Source organism: Sulfitobacter sp. SK025 (genome assembly GCF_003352105.1).
GTDB classification, from domain to species: Bacteria; Pseudomonadota; Alphaproteobacteria; order Rhodobacterales; family Rhodobacteraceae; genus Sulfitobacter; species Sulfitobacter pontiacus.
This window is the reverse complement of sequence record NZ_CP025808.1, coordinates 2,889,849-2,904,410: the sequence shown is the minus strand read 5'-3', so window position 1 is coordinate 2,904,410 and position 14,562 is coordinate 2,889,849. Positions and strand designations below refer to the sequence as shown.

16 protein-coding genes and 1 tRNA gene are annotated in these 14,562 nt (G+C 56.7%); 10 read left to right on the top strand and 7 right to left on the bottom strand.

Translation table 11 applies throughout. The annotated features are described in order from the left end of the window. Positions 1 to 50: 50 nt before the first annotated feature. The 4 genes from C1J04_RS14195 to C1J04_RS14180 are packed head-to-tail and all read right to left on the bottom strand — an operon-like array spanning position 51 to position 2,400. Positions 51 to 623: a cob(I)yrinic acid a,c-diamide adenosyltransferase gene (locus C1J04_RS14195; RefSeq protein ID WP_009825317.1), complete on the bottom strand. Its 573-nt coding sequence runs from the start codon at positions 621 to 623 to the stop codon at positions 51 to 53. Beyond that, positions 623 to 829: a twin transmembrane helix small protein gene (locus C1J04_RS14190; RefSeq protein WP_037953908.1), complete on the bottom strand. Its 207-nt coding sequence runs from the start codon at positions 827 to 829 to the stop codon at positions 623 to 625. The genes C1J04_RS14195 and C1J04_RS14190 overlap by 1 nt, the downstream gene beginning before the upstream one ends. A gap of 58 nt (positions 830 to 887) precedes the next feature. After that, positions 888 to 1,715 (bottom strand): SDR family oxidoreductase, encoded by an 828-nt coding sequence (locus tag C1J04_RS14185; protein ID WP_009825315.1) that lies wholly within the window; start codon positions 1,713 to 1,715, stop codon positions 888 to 890. A gap of 31 nt (positions 1,716 to 1,746) precedes the next feature. After that, the gene (locus C1J04_RS14180; protein ID WP_009825314.1) at positions 1,747 to 2,400 is read right to left on the bottom strand and encodes an SH3 domain-containing protein; all 654 of its coding nucleotides are present in this window, start codon (positions 2,398 to 2,400) and stop codon (positions 1,747 to 1,749) included. 201 nt (positions 2,401 to 2,601) lie between these two features. Between C1J04_RS14180 and C1J04_RS14175 the strand changes: the two genes are divergently transcribed. The 3 genes from C1J04_RS14175 to C1J04_RS14165 are packed head-to-tail and all read left to right on the top strand — an operon-like array spanning position 2,602 to position 7,336. After that, entirely contained in the window at positions 2,602 to 4,929 is a 2,328-nt protein-coding gene (locus C1J04_RS14175; RefSeq protein ID WP_037953906.1) for a DNA topoisomerase IV subunit A, read from the top strand. 11 nt (positions 4,930 to 4,940) lie between these two features. Then, on the top strand, positions 4,941 to 6,245 hold the full coding sequence (locus tag C1J04_RS14170; protein ID WP_254693841.1) for a DUF898 family protein: 1,305 nt from the start codon (positions 4,941 to 4,943) through the stop codon (positions 6,243 to 6,245). Continuing rightward, positions 6,242 to 7,336, top strand: coding sequence for a M48 family metallopeptidase (locus C1J04_RS14165; RefSeq protein ID WP_009825311.1), 1,095 nt, complete (start codon positions 6,242 to 6,244; stop codon positions 7,334 to 7,336). Before C1J04_RS14170 ends, C1J04_RS14165 begins: the two co-directional genes overlap by 4 nt. Here C1J04_RS14165 and C1J04_RS14160 read toward each other — a convergent pair. The 3 genes from C1J04_RS14160 to C1J04_RS19780 are packed head-to-tail and all read right to left on the bottom strand — an operon-like array spanning position 7,333 to position 9,608. Further along, entirely contained in the window at positions 7,333 to 8,613 is a 1,281-nt protein-coding gene (locus tag C1J04_RS14160) for a cytochrome P450 (RefSeq protein WP_254693840.1), read from the bottom strand. The two genes, C1J04_RS14165 and C1J04_RS14160, sit on opposite strands and share 4 nt — an antisense overlap. A gap of 36 nt (positions 8,614 to 8,649) precedes the next feature. After that, on the bottom strand, positions 8,650 to 9,225 hold the full coding sequence (locus C1J04_RS14155) for an IS630 family transposase (protein ID WP_162797836.1): 576 nt from the start codon (positions 9,223 to 9,225) through the stop codon (positions 8,650 to 8,652). Beyond that, positions 9,222 to 9,608 carry a helix-turn-helix domain-containing protein gene (locus C1J04_RS19780; protein ID WP_368074075.1) on the bottom strand — a complete coding sequence of 129 codons (387 nt, stop codon included), beginning with the start codon at positions 9,606 to 9,608 and terminating at the stop codon, positions 9,222 to 9,224. The genes C1J04_RS14155 and C1J04_RS19780 overlap by 4 nt, the downstream gene beginning before the upstream one ends. Before the next feature lie 256 nt (positions 9,609 to 9,864). Between C1J04_RS19780 and C1J04_RS14150 the strand changes: the two genes are divergently transcribed. From C1J04_RS14150 to rplA, 7 genes are all read left to right on the top strand, one after another. Continuing rightward, complete coding sequence (locus tag C1J04_RS14150) at positions 9,865 to 10,464, top strand: hypothetical protein (protein WP_254655120.1); 600 nt, start codon at positions 9,865 to 9,867, stop codon at positions 10,462 to 10,464. A 132-nt stretch (positions 10,465 to 10,596) separates the two neighbouring features. Next, positions 10,597 to 11,772, top strand: coding sequence for an elongation factor Tu (gene tuf, locus C1J04_RS14145; RefSeq protein ID WP_009825303.1), 1,176 nt, complete (start codon positions 10,597 to 10,599; stop codon positions 11,770 to 11,772). Positions 11,773 to 11,933: 161 nt separating this feature from the next. Further along, positions 11,934 to 12,009 (top strand) — tRNA-Trp (locus C1J04_RS14140). 130 nt (positions 12,010 to 12,139) lie between these two features. After that, positions 12,140 to 12,337, top strand: a complete 198-nt coding sequence (gene secE, locus C1J04_RS14135) for a preprotein translocase subunit SecE (protein ID WP_005849880.1) — start codon at positions 12,140 to 12,142, stop codon at positions 12,335 to 12,337. A gap of 205 nt (positions 12,338 to 12,542) precedes the next feature. Beyond that, positions 12,543 to 13,076 (top strand): transcription termination/antitermination protein NusG, encoded by a 534-nt coding sequence (nusG, locus tag C1J04_RS14130; protein WP_005849878.1) that lies wholly within the window; start codon positions 12,543 to 12,545, stop codon positions 13,074 to 13,076. 159 nt (positions 13,077 to 13,235) lie between these two features. After that, positions 13,236 to 13,661: a 50S ribosomal protein L11 gene (gene rplK, locus C1J04_RS14125; protein WP_005849876.1), complete on the top strand. Its 426-nt coding sequence runs from the start codon at positions 13,236 to 13,238 to the stop codon at positions 13,659 to 13,661. A 1-nt stretch (position 13,662) separates the two neighbouring features. Then, positions 13,663 to 14,361 (top strand): 50S ribosomal protein L1, encoded by a 699-nt coding sequence (gene rplA, locus C1J04_RS14120; protein ID WP_005849875.1) that lies wholly within the window; start codon positions 13,663 to 13,665, stop codon positions 14,359 to 14,361. Positions 14,362 to 14,562 lie beyond the last annotated feature (201 nt).

The following is a 14,562-nucleotide window of genomic DNA, read 5'->3' as shown; positions in this document are numbered from 1 at the left end:
CAAAAATAGTAATTTATTGTCTTTCGACGCGGCGTTTCTGACTGACGGCCTTAGCGATTTACCCCGGGCACCCATAATACATCGTCCTTACCGCCGTTATTTGAAGCCCTCGCCGCGACGAAAAACCAATCGCTTAGCCGGTTCAGATATTTGACGGTGGCCAGATTGATAGAATCTCTGTCTGCCAGGTGCACCGCAAGCCGTTCGGCGCGGCGGGCAACTGTCCGGCACACGTGCAAATGCGCGGCAAGTGCGGTGCCGCCGGGTAGAATAAAGCTTCTCAGCGGGGACAGATCAGCGTTCATCACGTCGATCTCACGTTCAAGCCTGTCGACCTGTTCCGCCGCGAGGCGCAGAGGCGGGTATTCCGCGTCTGCATCCGCTTCCATATCGGGGCGGCACAGGTCAGCGCCCAGGTCGAACAGGTCGTTCTGGATACGCGACAGCGCGGCGTCGGTTTCGCCCTTCGCTTCAAGCCGCGCGACACCAACAAAACAATTCAATTCGTCGGATGTGCCATATGCCTCGACCCGGAGGTCGTGTTTGGCCACACGGTCCCCGTTTCCCAACGCGGTTTCGCCTTTGTCGCCGGTGCGGGTGTAGATTTTATTAAGAACAACCATCAGCCAGCGTCCTTTCTCAGGTACACATATATGACGATGAGAACGACAGCGATGAACTGTGCGATGATGCGCATGCGCATAAGTTTATTTGAATTGCGCTTATTGAATTCTCCGCCACCAGCGAAGCCCCCAAGCCCAAAAATCAATACGATAACCACCGCAATCACGGCAACGACGGTCAGGATATATAACGGATCAGCGAACATAAGCATCCTTTGTGTTGCTGAAAGATGTAGCGGGGTCATGCAGTAGCGCAACCCGAATTTATCGAGAGAGCACCCAGTCTAGGGCACGTGTTGGTAAAATACGCTTTAAAATGCCCGAGATGCGCGTCGGTGTCGTGACATAATACCGCGGCCGTGGGCGGTCGGCCTCCAGCGCATGGATAAGCTTGTCAACGACTGCTTGTGGCGGAAGCTCGAACCTGTCGGGCCCTCTCGCAGTGTATAGCCTGTCTAACAACGCGCTTTCGTATTGCGCCTTTCGGGCAGAGCTTTTCCAATCGATCCAACGCTCGAAGTGCGGGATAGAGTTCGCGCGGATGTTGGATGTAATGGGCCCGGGCTCGATCAGGGTCACGTGAATGGGGGTGTCGCGCAGTTCAATGCGCAGCGTGTCCGTTAAGCCTTCCAGCGCGAATTTCGTAGAATTGTAAGCACCACGCCACGGCATTGTGACAAATCCCAAGACGGACGAACATTGAATAATGCGCCCGTGGCCCTGTGCCCGCATCACAGGGATGATCTTGCGCGTAAGCTCGTGCCAGCCGAAGAAATTGCTTTCGAATATCTCGCGCAGCGCGTCTGTGGGAAGGTCTTCGACGGCACCGGGTGTCGCATGGGCACCGTTGTTATAAAGGGCATCGAGCGTGCCACCGGTTTGCTCAAGTACGTGATCCACCGCAGTGGCGATGCTACTGGCATCCGTATAGCCGAGCTGGGGCGCATCAAATCCTTCAGCGGCTAGCCTCTCGCAATCGCGCGTTTGGCGGCACGAAGCGAAAACCCTCCAGCCGCGTTCGCGCAATGCATGCGCAGCGGCGTAGCCGATCCCGGAGGAGCAGCCGGTAATTAAAATTGTACGTTGTTGCATTAACAGTCTGTCTCGGAAAAAGTTGGGTGAGTTACCCGTTCGACAACAGGAAATCGGCCATCCAGCCCTCTGGCCCGCCGTCTACGGGACGCATCTTTACCCATCCATCGCCGTTATCCTGAATAATCTCGACCGAATCGCCGCGACCTAGCTTGCTCACGACCTGAAACTCGGTGCCGGGGCCACCACGGACATTCACACGGTTGCCGGATACAGAACGAATATCCGCTTCGCTGCTCAGGTTCGTTTCAGCACGGGCTTCTACGATCGCGGCACCGCTGTCATTCGGAACAATCAGACTGGGAATAATTGCTGGCGTGTCCGCCCCGTTCGCCGCGATATTCTGGGCAACAGGCACATACGATACGTCAGTCGCAGCACCGGTGTCCGCTGTATTCAATGCGGTGGTGAGGGTGACAGAAACGCGTTCGGCATCATCAGCTTGCGCGGTGCTTTCAAAACCTGGCGGGGTCGTATCAACCGGAGCCGTCGCGACCGCCGGGATGACCTTTGCCGTCTCGACTGGTTCGTTTGAGGTTTCGGCGGTGATTTCATTCTCTTGTGCTGGCATCTGGTCTGCATTCGCAGCCATCTGAGCACTCGCGGGTTGAAAGTCGGCCCCGCCGCTCATCTCGTAGAATGCCCAACCAAGAAACCCGAAGGTCAACAAAATAAACCGCTTCATCACACATTCCTCGAAATAGCAGACAGCCTAGACCCGCAGCAGGTCTCCCCAAGGCTGTATTATCAAGTATAACATAAAATGCTGCCAAATCGTTCCAATATGTTTGCAAAGTTGCATGACAGAGACACCGCACACCGTGCTGGGGCGCTGCGCGCCAAACAGTCGCTTGCCGCGTCTCGCGGCCTTGGCTAAACAATGAAGATGTCAGATGTAACCACCCCCGCCGATCCAGATTCTCGCAATTCGTCAGAGCCTTTGCGCCGTGCATTGGGCGATCGGTATCTGACCTATGCGCTTTCTACTATTATGCACCGCGCGCTGCCCGATGCGCGCGACGGGTTAAAGCCCGTTCACCGTCGAATTCTATTCGCGATGCGTGAACTGAGGCTTAACAGCACCGGGGGATTCCGGAAGTCTGCGAAAATTTCCGGCGACGTAATGGGGAACTATCACCCGCACGGCGACGCTGCGATTTACGATGCGATGGCGCGTCTCGCGCAAGATTTTAACGTGCGTTATCCGTTGGTTGACGGGCAGGGGAACTTTGGCAACATCGACGGGGATAACCCCGCTGCAAGCCGATATACCGAAGCGCGCATGACCGCCGTGGCCGAGGCCATGCTGGAAGGTCTGAATGAAAATGCTGTCGATTTTAGAGAGAATTACGACGGCACACTGACCGAGCCTGCGGTTCTGCCCGCGCAGTTCCCGAACCTTCTGGCAAACGGGTCGTCGGGTATCGCTGTTGGCATGGCCACCAACATCCCGCCGCATAATATCTCGGAACTGGTGGACGCCTGTATCCACCTGATCAAAACGCCCGATGCCCGCGACGATACCTTGCTTAAATACGTTCCCGGTCCCGATTTTCCGACTGGCGGTATTATCGTTGAACCCCCTGAAAACATTGCGAATGCCTATCGTACGGGTAAGGGCGGTTTCCGTCTGCGCTGTCGGTGGGAAACAGAGGATCTGGGGCGCGGTGCTTGGCAAATTGTCATCACTGAAATTCCCTATCAGGTACAGAAATCCAAGCTGATCGAAAAGATTGCAGAGCTTATTCAGACCAAGAAGATTCCGATTCTGGGCGATGTACGCGACGAATCGGCCGACGATATTCGCCTAATCATCGAGCCGCGTTCCAAGAACGTTGATCCCGAGGTCCTGATGGGGATGCTGTATCGCAGCTCTGATCTTGAGGTGCGATTCTCGTTGAACATGAACGTCTTGATCGACGGGGTGACGCCTAAAGTATGTTCGATGAAGGAAGTGCTGCGCGCATTTCTTGATCACCGGCGCGAGGTGCTTCAGCGGCGCTCGACCCACCGGATGGAGAAAATCGACCACCGCCTAGAGGTCTTGGAAGGTTTTATCGTCGCGTTTCTTAACCTCGATCGCGTGATTGATATCATTCGCTATGACGAGGACCCGAAATCGGCGTTGATGGCCGAGGATTGGGGTAAAGATCACGTGCGCGCGATGGACGAGGCGAGCTATGTACCGCCAGCGCCCTCCACAGAAAACGCGCTATCCGAAGTTCAAGCCGACGCGATTTTGAACATGCGCCTGCGGTCGTTGCGCCGGTTGGAAGAAATCGAATTGCTGCGCGAGCAATCCGCCTTGATGGAGGAGCGCTCGGGCCTCGAAGATCTGCTGGAAAATGAAGGTACCCAATGGGATACGATCATCGACCAGCTGCGCGAGACGAAAAAGCAGTTCGGCAAGGACTGGTCGCTGGACGGTAAGAACATCGGTCGTCGTAGAACGAGCTTCTCCGAAGCTGGCGTGATCGAGGAAGTCCCGCTGGAGGCGATGATCGACCGCGAACCGATTACAGTTGTCTGTTCGCAGATGGGCTGGATCCGTGCGATGACGGGACATATCGATCTGAACCGCGAGTTGAAGTTCAAGGATGGGGACGGCCCCCGCTTTATTTTCCATGCAGAGACAACAGACAGGCTGCTGGTTTTCGGGTCGAACGGGCGCTTTTACACGGTGTCTGCATCGACCTTGCCCGGCGGGCGCGGCATGGGGGAGCCATTGCGGTTGATGGTGGATCTGCCTAACGAAGTTCAAATTGTCGATATTTTGATCCACAAGGCGGGGCGCAAGCTATTGGTGGCTTCCTCGGCCGGGGATGGATTTATCGTGCCGGAGGATGATGTTCTGGCGCAGACACGCAGCGGTAAACAGGTGCTGAACGTGCGCGGCGACGCGAAAGCAATGATTTGCGCGCCGGTGACCGGCGATGCGGATGCCGTTGCCGTTGTGGGCGAAAATCGCAAAGTCTTGGTGTTCGGCTTGGACGAGCTTCCCGAAATGGGGCGCGGCAAAGGTGTGCGGCTGCAAAAATACAAAGACGGGGGCATGTCTGATGCGATCACGTTTAGCCGCGAGAACGGGCTAAGCTGGCAGGATCCCGCGGGACGGACACGCACCGAATCTGATCTGACCGAATGGACTGGTAAACGCGCGACAGCGGGGCGCATGGCACCGCGTGGGTTCCCGCGTGATAACCGCTTCGGTTGATCGCAAGCGACGTGAGTGACGCCGAGCTTTCATACCCCAGTGGTTCGGCACCCGCGATGTCGGTTCAATTCGTCGGGGGGCGCGGCGCGCTCTTTTGGTTGGCGTTCAAAACCGGTTTTCTCACGATTATGACGCTGGGGTTTTACCGGTTCTGGATGAAGACCCGTTTGCGGCGATGGTATTGGTCCGCAATCCGGCCGGGCGGGCATCCGATGGAATACGTCGGCGATCCGATTGAAAAGCTATTGGGATTCTTTATCGCCGTTGTGATCCTCACCTTCTACATCGGAATCATTAATCTGATTCTGATGTTCGTCAGCTTCTCGGTGTTTTCGAGCGCGACCTTAGGGTACTTCGCAGCGGGATTCGGGGTTGTTCCCCTGTGGTTCTATGCCCGATATCGTGCGCGACGGTACGTCTTGGGACGGACGCGATGGCGCGGGGTGCGGTTTGGCCTTGATAAGGGTGCGTGGGGGTATGTCTGGCGCGCTATGCTGCATTGGCTGGTCACCATTTTCTCGCTAGGGCTGCTTTGGCCACGTATGACCTTCTACCTTGAAAAATACATGACGGACCGCACCTTTTTCGGATCGGCACAGCTGCATCAAGGGGGGCGTTGGGGCATGCTCTATCGTGCCGCGATTCCGTTTGCTTTGTTCACCTTGCTGCTTCTTGGTAGCGTGGCCTACGCGTACATATCTGCCGCGCCCCAGACTTTCGACACGTCGGGCTTCGCCTTGCAGATGCTCGAAACGCTGGCTGACGGGCAGGGCGCAGCATTTTCTATGCAAGGCGCTTGGTGGTTGCTCCTTTTCCCCGTGAGCTTGCTAGGCATGGTCTACGGTGCAGTGCACTATCGCTTTGTTTCGAAAAGAATAATGGCAAACCACAAGACAGCGAATGGTATTGCCATAACGTCGAGGCTAAGCGCACCGCGTATCGCGTTCATCTACGTTTTCGGCAGCTTTATCGCATATTCCGTCCTCGTTCTGGGGGTGTTTTTGCTAGTTTTAGGGGCATTTGTCGTCATTGGACCAAGCGCCTTTATGGGGTTTGATTTAGGGATCGACATTGAAACGCTTCCGATCCCGCGGGCTTTGGCGATCGTGGTGTTGGCGGGCTTTTACCTCTCGGTCTTTTTGATGTGGAACGTTTGCTACAACACATTCGTCACCTTTCCGTTAATGCGTCACATGGCCAAAACCTGTGCGCTTCCGCGGTATGACGGTTTGCAAAGCATCAGCCAGTCAGGGCGGGATGACTTTGCCGAAGCCGAAGGGTTTGCAGAGGCGTTGGACCTGGGAGCCGCGATATGAGCGTCGGGTTTAACGGCATGGGGGCGGCATATTTTGATGGTGATCATCCGGTTGCCGAAGATGTCAGCCTGCATATTGCGAACGATAATCTGCAGATTGGATTGGATAGCGAAGATATTATCTTCTGGCGGCTTGGCGATATTCGGTTGGTGCCCGATCAGGCGCGTGGGAAAGACTATACCCTGCGCTCAGTTACAGATCCGCTGGCGCGGCTTATCGTTGCGGATAAGACGCTGCTACAACATCTTCCTGCCGCCCGGCGTCCTGCGCCGGCCCGAGGGCGGGGCCGCTTGTTCGCTTGGGCAATCGCAGCCGTCGCGGCCGTTCTGCTTCAGATTACAGTGCTGGTGCCATTTCTGGCGGACCGCTTGGCGAATTTCATCCCACCAGCAGGAGAGGCCGCCTTGGGTGAGGCGACATTGGGCCAAATTCGCAGGGCCTTGGACGAAAGCGGCATGCAGCCCCTCGCCATTTGTGACGCCTCGGCGGGCGAAGCGGCGCTCACCAGCATGATCACCGCGCTTAACACGGGCGAAGGGCCGGTGCAGGATTTGACTGTCCTGGTCCTGGACCACCCGATGGTGAACGCTTTTGCGCTACCCGGCGGGATTGTCGTGCTGTTCGACGGGCTGATCCAACAAGCCCAGTCCCCGGATGAGGTCGCCGCTGTGCTGGCGCATGAAATTGGTCATGTTGTCAGTCGAGACCCGACACGCCATGCGTTGCGATCCGCCGGATCGATTGGCGTGTTGGGGCTTTTGTTCGGTGACTTCGCAGGCGGAGCAGTGGTGTTGTTTCTGGCAGAGCGTTTGATCAGCGCGACCTATACCCAGCAGGCCGAAACAGAGGCAGACGCGTTCGGACATAAACTTCTGGCAACTGCGGGCGTGTCTCCGAAAGCGATGGGGGCCATGTTCGAGCGCATGCGCCAGACCCAAGGCGAAGCGAACCCATTGATGGCCCATTTCCTGAGCCATCCATCATTCGATGACCGCATCGCCGCAGCGCAAGATGCGGCGCGCACGCAGTCTGAATACTCAGCTATTGTCGACGCGAACGCCTGGGGCGACCTGCGGCGGATTTGCGACTAGGCAGGCGTTGCGGTTAACCATACTCCGCCTTCGGGGCGTAGGGTCAGGATCATAACCGGTTCAGGGCTTTTCCCGGCGACCGGTGTGAAACGAAACCGCGAAAGCAAGGTCGCAAGGATGATCACCGCCTCTTGCTGCGCAAAGGACGCGCCGATGCAGATACGCGGGCCATCGCCAAAGGGCAGGTAGGCGTATCGGTCGATCGCTTTGCGATCTTTGAAACGGTCGGGGTCGAAAACATCGGGCTGATCCCAAAGCTGCTGATGGCGGCCAAGCGCATAAATCGGCACCATGACAGTATCGCCGGGCCGAACTTCCCTGCCGCACAAGGTGTCGTTTCTCTGCGCGGTGCGTGAAATCACCCCCGCTGGCGGGTACAGGCGCAGGGTTTCGTCGATAATTTGGCGGATGTATGTTAGGTTTTCGACGTCTGCACCCGTCGCCGCGCGCCCCTGCAACACGGTTTGCGCCTCGGCGCGGGCTTTCTGCTGCACGGCCTGATCAAAGCCCATCAGATAGAGCGCCCAAGACAGGGTAAGGGCCGTCGTCTCATGCCCTGCGACGATGAAGGTTAACAGATTGTCCCGTAGCTCGGCCGTATTCATCTGACGTTTGGTCTTGGGGTCGGTGCCATCAAGGAGAAGATCCAGTAGGTCCGGCGTATCGCTGGGCCCCCGTTCGGCCCGCGCATCTATCGCGCCGTCGGCAATGCGTTTCATGTCTTTCAGGGCACGGCCCGACATCGCCCGTCCTGGGCGCGGAAGCCAGTCTGGCAAGCCAAGAATATCGAAAAGGCTCAGTTTCCCGGCCTCTGCAATATAGTCGTCAATGGCGCGGTGCACGGCGTCGCGGTCAAACCCGTCGCCGCCCGAGAATGTGACATCCGAGATGACGTCGAATGTCGACGTGACCATCTCGTCCAGCATATTGATGGCCCGCGGGCCAGCGTCGGCGATCCGGTCGGCCGACCTTTGCGCTGCTGCGGTCATGATGGGCGACAGGTTTAGCATATTGCGGTGCGAAAAGGCCGGTGCCACCGCGCGGCGTTGCCAGCGCCAATGCGCACCCTCCGCAATGAAAAGGGATTCTCCGATCGCGGGGCGCAAAGGGTTTTTTGTCACCAAGGATTTGGGGTAGTCGTCAACCCGATCCAACAGCATCTCGCGGATGGCAGTCGGGTCCATAACCATGTGCCAACGCTTGCCCATTTTGCCAGAGACCATCGGCTGTTTGACAGCTATTTCAGGAATAATGCTAAGCACATTACGTCGCGCCATAGCGAGGCTGCGAAACAGGCCTAAAGCATTTCTAATTTAACCTGAGGCATATCCGGCAGCCTGAAAGTAGTTTGAACACTCCTGCGGGGAGTACATTGCGCAGATATCGCCAAGGGCTTCGAACACCGAGGTGAATGATCGCGCACTGATGCGTCTAAGGTGGGACTTCAATTTGGAGAAAGCCAACTCAATCGGGTTCAGATCTGGCGAATATGGCGGCAGATAGAGGAACCAGCATCCGTGAGCCTTGAGCGCCGCAGCGGCTTCTTTGTTGTGATGGGTCGCGAGATTGTCGAGAACGACTGCCGTGCCTGGCGCGATCTCAGGGATCAGGACCTTCTGCACATAGGCCGCGAAGGCAGGACCATCCATCGCGCCATTGATCACCCAAGGTGCGATCAGAGCCTCATGTGTCAGCCCCGCAATCAGGGTTTGGGTTCCCCAACTGCCGAAGGGCGCATCCATCGTCAGGCGTTCGCCACGCGGAGCCCAACCGCGCAGCCGGGTGAGGTTCGTTTTGACCGCTGTTTCATCAAGAAAGACAACGCTTTCCGGCATCCGCGCAATGGCTGGCAAACGGTGTGTGAACCAGTCCTCACGTCGTCGCCTCACCTTGGCACGGTGACGTTCGGTAGCGACCAGTGACTTTTTTTGTGTGTAAATCCGAGGCGCTTTAGCAGATGCCCGATAGCAGAGTGCTGGACTTGCAATCCGGTTGCATCAGCAAGCGCATCACGCAACTCAAATAGTGTGATATCAGGGTCTTGGGTGATCAACTCTTCGAAAAAACTAACATGGGGTGCCAATTTCCCTGACCCTTTTGGACGACCCTGTACGGCAGGATCAGCCCGGCCCGTCGTTTGGATCTGATGCCGCCATCGGGCGCCCGTTGCTGGCGATAGCTTCAAGCGCGCTGCCGCCGCTCGCCCGCTTAGCCCTTCCTCAATATATTTCTGAAACCGCGCCCGAAGCGCTGATGGCAAAGGTGCTGACATAGTTCATCCTCCCAAACAGGATGAATCACAATCAGACCAGTTTGGGAATCCCCAGCGATTCAGGTTTTCTTCGAAACGCTTTAGGGGTTGGTTAACCAAGGCCACGCGGGCGGGCAGGGGGCGATCCATGGCAATGATCCTAAATCAGACGGACATAAGGTAGCACGCCTCCCAGTGCGTGCCACTTTAGCAAACGTTGCACCCTATTCAGCCTTAGGGTATCGCAAAGGGCATAAATGCGCCGAGGAGGCATGAAATGGTTCGAATTTTATCAGCTTTGATCAGTATCGTGGTCCTTTCTGCGTGTAACGGGGCATCCGACCTCGACAAGCCGGCGGTGCCTTTGGGTGACTTTAACCTATACCACAACATCGTTGTCGCGCCGAAGGTACAGAAACTACCGATCAGCCGCGAAGTCAGTGAAGAGGTGCTGACGACGGCTGTCAAAGACGCCATTGCCGAACGTTTTGACCGCTATGAAGGCGCTCGCAATTACCACTTTGGCGTCAGTGTCGAAGGCTATGTTCTTGCCCCTCCGGGTATTCCGCTTGTGCTTGCGCCCAAGTCGATCATGATCCTGAACCTTACCGTTTGGGACGACGCCGCCGGTAAGAAGCTTACGGACGAACCGCACCAGATCACCGTGTTCGAATCCCTTGATCAGGGGCCTATTGTCGGGTCTGGCTACACCAAGACTGCTGAAGAACAGCTTAAGAACCTCAGCCAGAATGCGGCAAAGTCGATCGAGAACTATTTGGTCAAGCAAAATAAGGCCGAAGGCTGGTTCGAACGCCCGGCGGACGCGGTCATCGAGCGCGCAGAAATCCCCTCTGCGCCGGCGGTAACAGCGAACTAGTGCGCATTTACATGAATTCTGCGGCGGTGTGAGGCGAACAGGTGCTTGATTTTATGCGCCAGACCCAATACATCGCCCGCCAGATAGGTTTGGGTCTGGGTTCAGGCCCTCATTAATATAAAGGGCTGCTCCATGGCTAAGGCAAAGTTTGAACGTAATAAACCACACGTTAACATCGGTACCATTGGTCACGTTGACCACGGCAAAACCACGTTGACCGCGGCGATCACCAAGTACTTCGGCGACTTCCGCGCCTATGACCAGATTGACGGCGCGCCCGAAGAAAAAGCACGCGGCATCACCATCTCGACAGCGCACGTCGAATACGAGACCGAAAACCGTCACTATGCGCACGTCGACTGCCCCGGCCACGCTGACTACGTCAAGAACATGATCACCGGTGCGGCGCAGATGGACGGCGCGATCCTGGTTGTGAACGCTGCTGATGGCCCCATGCCACAGACCCGCGAGCACATCCTGCTGGGCCGTCAGGTCGGCATCCCCGCCATGGTTGTCTACATGAACAAAGTAGACCAGGTGGACGATGAAGAGCTGCTGGAACTGGTTGAAATGGAAATCCGCGAACTGCTGTCTTCCTACGACTACCCAGGCGACGACATCCCTGTGATCCCAGGTTCCGCTCTGGCGGCGATGGAAGGCCGTGACGAGAACATCGGCGAGAACTCCATCCGCAAGCTGATGGAAGAAGTCGACAACTACATCCCGACACCAGAGCGCGCTGTTGACCAGCCGTTCCTGATGCCTGTGGAAGACGTCTTCTCGATCTCCGGTCGTGGTACAGTTGTGACCGGCCGTGTTGAGCGTGGCGTGATCAACGTTGGCGACGAAATCGAAATCGTTGGCATCCGCGACACCAAGAAAACCACATGTACCGGCGTTGAAATGTTCCGCAAACTGCTGGACCGTGGGGAAGCTGGCGACAACATCGGCGCCCTGCTGCGCGGTATCGACCGTGAAGGCGTTGAGCGTGGTCAGGTTCTGTGTAAGCCAGGTTCGGTTAAGCCGCACACCAAGTTCACAGCCGAAGCCTATATCCTCACCAAAGAAGAGGGTGGCCGTCACACGCCGTTCTTCGCGAACTACCGTCCACAGTTCTACTTCCGGACCACAGACGTCACCGGTACCGTTCAGCTGCCAGAAGGCACTGAAATGGTTATGCCTGGCGACAACCTGCAGTTCGACGTGGAGCTGATCGCCCCCATCGCGATGGAAGACGGTCTGCGCTTCGCGATCCGCGAAGGCGGTCGTACCGTTGGCGCGGGCGTGGTTTCCAAAATCACCGAGTAAGCCAACCCGCGGGTCACCCCGCGCACCGGCAACAAGACGAAGGCCGCTCCCAATCGGGGCGGCCTTTTTCGTGGCTTAGGGGCGTGCGACATTATTCCTGCGCAATGCGTCTATCTGCCCTTGATCCCCCAGCGAATATCGACTACCTCACCACTCGGCATAGGGGTTTAGCTCAGTTGGTAGAGCATCGGTCTCCAAAACCGAGGGTCGTGGGTTCGAGTCCCTCAGCCCCTGCCAATCTCAACACATGTGAGAACGCGCACTTTGGTGTACCAGCTTCGCCAGTAGGCGAGCTTGATATGAAGCCTTGAATTCAGCGCTTTTGACAGATACATCCCCACAATCGTTCGTATACAGGAAAACCGACATGGCCACAGTCAACCCGCTTCAGTTCATCCAGCAAGTGCGTTCCGAAGTATCCAAGGTCGTCTGGCCCACCCGTCGCGAGGTCATGCTCACCACGGTTATGGTGTTCATCCTTGCCGCGTTGACAGCGGTGTTCTTTGCGATTGTCGATATCCTCATTCGTGGCGGATTGCAGTACATCCTGGCCGCCTTCGGCTGATCCAGGGGCGCGGCACCTTAAAACGCCGTGGCCCTCTTGAAACATGTGCGATTGCGGGCTATCCCGCAGACCTGATCAAGAGGGGCGTGCGGCGATTCGTGTTGCGCGCCGATTTTTTGTTCACCGCCGGCATGCTGCGACAGGCTGGTTTTTACGAGAATTAGATGTGGCCGTTGCTGCATCACAAGACAGGGACCAAGTTCAGATGGCGAAAAGATGGTATTCGGTCAGTGTTTTGTCGAACTTCGAAAAGAAGATTGCCGAGCAAATCCGCACCACGGTCGCCGAGCAAGAGCTTGAGGACCAGATCGACGAAGTGCTGGTCCCCACCGAAGAGGTGATCGAGGTCCGGCGCGGCAAGAAAGTCACGACAGAGCGTCGCTTTATGCCCGGCTATGTGCTGGTCCATATGGAGATGTCCGATCGCGGGTATCACCTGATCAACTCGATCAACCGCGTCACCGGTTTCCTAGGGCCGCAGGGCCGTCCGATGCCGATGCGTGACGCCGAAGTCACGGCGATCCTGGGCCGCGTCCAAGAGGGCGAAGAAGCACCACGCACGCTGATCCACTTCGAAGTGGGTGAGAAGGTCAAAGTGGCGGACGGCCCGTTCGAAGACTTCGACGGTATGATCGAAGAGGTCGACGACGAGAACCAGCGCCTCAAGGTGTCTGTATCGATCTTTGGCCGGGAAACACCGGTCGAATTGGAATTCACTCAGGTCAACAAACAGGTCTGAGCGATCGGCGGGGCGACCCGTCATACGGTGGCAACACCGTTCGTTTGTGGGAGGGGACAGCGGCGCGCCGCCCAACCGCACCACGCTAGCAAGCGGCCGCATCGCGTTGTGGTTGTATAGGGTGAACGAAAGTTCACCGACATTAAAAGGAGAAGGCCAATGGCCAAGAAACTCGTCGGTACGATGAAGTTGCAAGTTAAAGCGGGTCAAGCGAACCCATCCCCACCCGTCGGCCCTGCATTGGGTCAGCGCGGGATCAACATCATGGAATTCTGTAAGGCGTTCAACGCCAAGACAGCGGACATGGAACCAGGTGCCCCTTGCCCGACCGTGATCAGCTACTATCAGGACAAGTCCTTCACCATGGACATCAAGACGCCTCCTGCGTCCTACTACCTGAAGAAAGCTGCCAAGGTTAACTCCGGCGCGAAAACACCAAGCCGCGAGACCGTCGGTACCGTGACCACCAAGCAACTGCGCGAAATCGCAGAAGCCAAAATGGCCGATCTGAGCGCTGTGGATGTTGAATCCGCGATGAAAATCATTCTGGGCTCTGCCCGCTCCATGGGCATCGAGGTTAAGTAAGATGGCAAAACTCGGAAAACGCACCCGCGCCGCACGCGAAGCATTCGTAGGCAAAGAAGATCTGACCGTTGAAGAAGCAGTCGCACTGATCAAAGCCAACGCAACCGCGAAATTTGACGAAACCATCGAAATCGCGATGAACCTCGGTGTTGACCCGCGTCACGCCGACCAAATGGTTCGCGGTGTTGTCGGCCTGCCAAACGGCACCGGCAAATCCGTTCGCGTTGCTGTATTCGCCCGTGGCCCCAAGGCTGACGAAGCGCAAGCAGCAGGTGCCGACATCGTTGGTGCCGAAGACCTGATGGAAGCTGTCCAAGGCGGCAAGATCGACTTTGATCGCTGCATCGCGACACCTGACATGATGCCCATTGTTGGTCGTCTTGGTAAGGTTCTCGGCCCACGTAACCTGATGCCAAACCCAAAAGTCGGCACAGTTACAATGGATATCAAAGAAGCTGTTGAAGCTGCTAAAGGCGGTCAGGTTCAGTTCAAAGCTGAAAAAGGCGGCGTAGTGCATGCTGGCATCGGCAAACTGTCCTTTGACGAAGCCAAGCTGGTTGAAAACGTACGTGCCTTCGTTGGCGCCGTGTCCAAAGCCAAGCCTACCGGCTCCAAGGGTGCCTACATGAAAAAGATCGCGCTGAGCTCCACAATGGGCCCAGGTGTGACTGTAGAAGTCGACAACGCTGTAACCGAGTAAGGTCCAGCGATAGGCGCAGTCATGCGTCTGCTATCAGATCCCCGCATTGGCCATCCGATGCGGGGATTTTTTATGCGGAAACCGGCCGGATAAACGCGGTTTGATGGTGTTTGAAATAGATTAGCCTAAACTCGGCGCAAGAAAGTCGAGTTTCCCCTTGGCATTCCGCGCTGCATTCCCTAAGAAGCCCTCGATTCACTA

Excerpts from the sequence above, each read along its gene's own strand:
- C1J04_RS14185 (WP_009825315.1), bottom strand. The coding sequence starts at position 1,715 with ATGCAACAACGTACAATTTTAATTACCGGCTGCTCCTCCGGGATCGGC.
- secE (WP_005849880.1), top strand. The coding sequence starts at position 12,140 with ATGGCCACAGTCAACCCGCTTCAGTTCATCCAGCAAGTGCGTTCCGAA.
- C1J04_RS19780 (WP_368074075.1), bottom strand. The coding sequence starts at position 9,608 with ATGTCAGCACCTTTGCCATCAGCGCTTCGGGCGCGGTTTCAGAAATAT.
- C1J04_RS14175 (WP_037953906.1), top strand. The coding sequence starts at position 2,602 with ATGTCAGATGTAACCACCCCCGCCGATCCAGATTCTCGCAATTCGTCA.
- C1J04_RS14180 (WP_009825314.1), bottom strand. The coding sequence starts at position 2,400 with ATGAAGCGGTTTATTTTGTTGACCTTCGGGTTTCTTGGTTGGGCATTC.
- C1J04_RS14150 (WP_254655120.1), top strand. The coding sequence starts at position 9,865 with ATGGTTCGAATTTTATCAGCTTTGATCAGTATCGTGGTCCTTTCTGCG.
- C1J04_RS14160 (WP_254693840.1), bottom strand. The coding sequence starts at position 8,613 with ATGGCGCGACGTAATGTGCTTAGCATTATTCCTGAAATAGCTGTCAAA.
- C1J04_RS14165 (WP_009825311.1), top strand. The coding sequence starts at position 6,242 with ATGAGCGTCGGGTTTAACGGCATGGGGGCGGCATATTTTGATGGTGAT.
- rplA (WP_005849875.1), top strand. The coding sequence starts at position 13,663 with ATGGCAAAACTCGGAAAACGCACCCGCGCCGCACGCGAAGCATTCGTA.
- C1J04_RS14190 (WP_037953908.1), bottom strand. The coding sequence starts at position 829 with ATGTTCGCTGATCCGTTATATATCCTGACCGTCGTTGCCGTGATTGCG.
- tuf (WP_009825303.1), top strand. The coding sequence starts at position 10,597 with ATGGCTAAGGCAAAGTTTGAACGTAATAAACCACACGTTAACATCGGT.
- rplK (WP_005849876.1), top strand. The coding sequence starts at position 13,236 with ATGGCCAAGAAACTCGTCGGTACGATGAAGTTGCAAGTTAAAGCGGGT.
- C1J04_RS14195 (WP_009825317.1), bottom strand. The coding sequence starts at position 623 with ATGGTTGTTCTTAATAAAATCTACACCCGCACCGGCGACAAAGGCGAA.
- nusG (WP_005849878.1), top strand. The coding sequence starts at position 12,543 with ATGGCGAAAAGATGGTATTCGGTCAGTGTTTTGTCGAACTTCGAAAAG.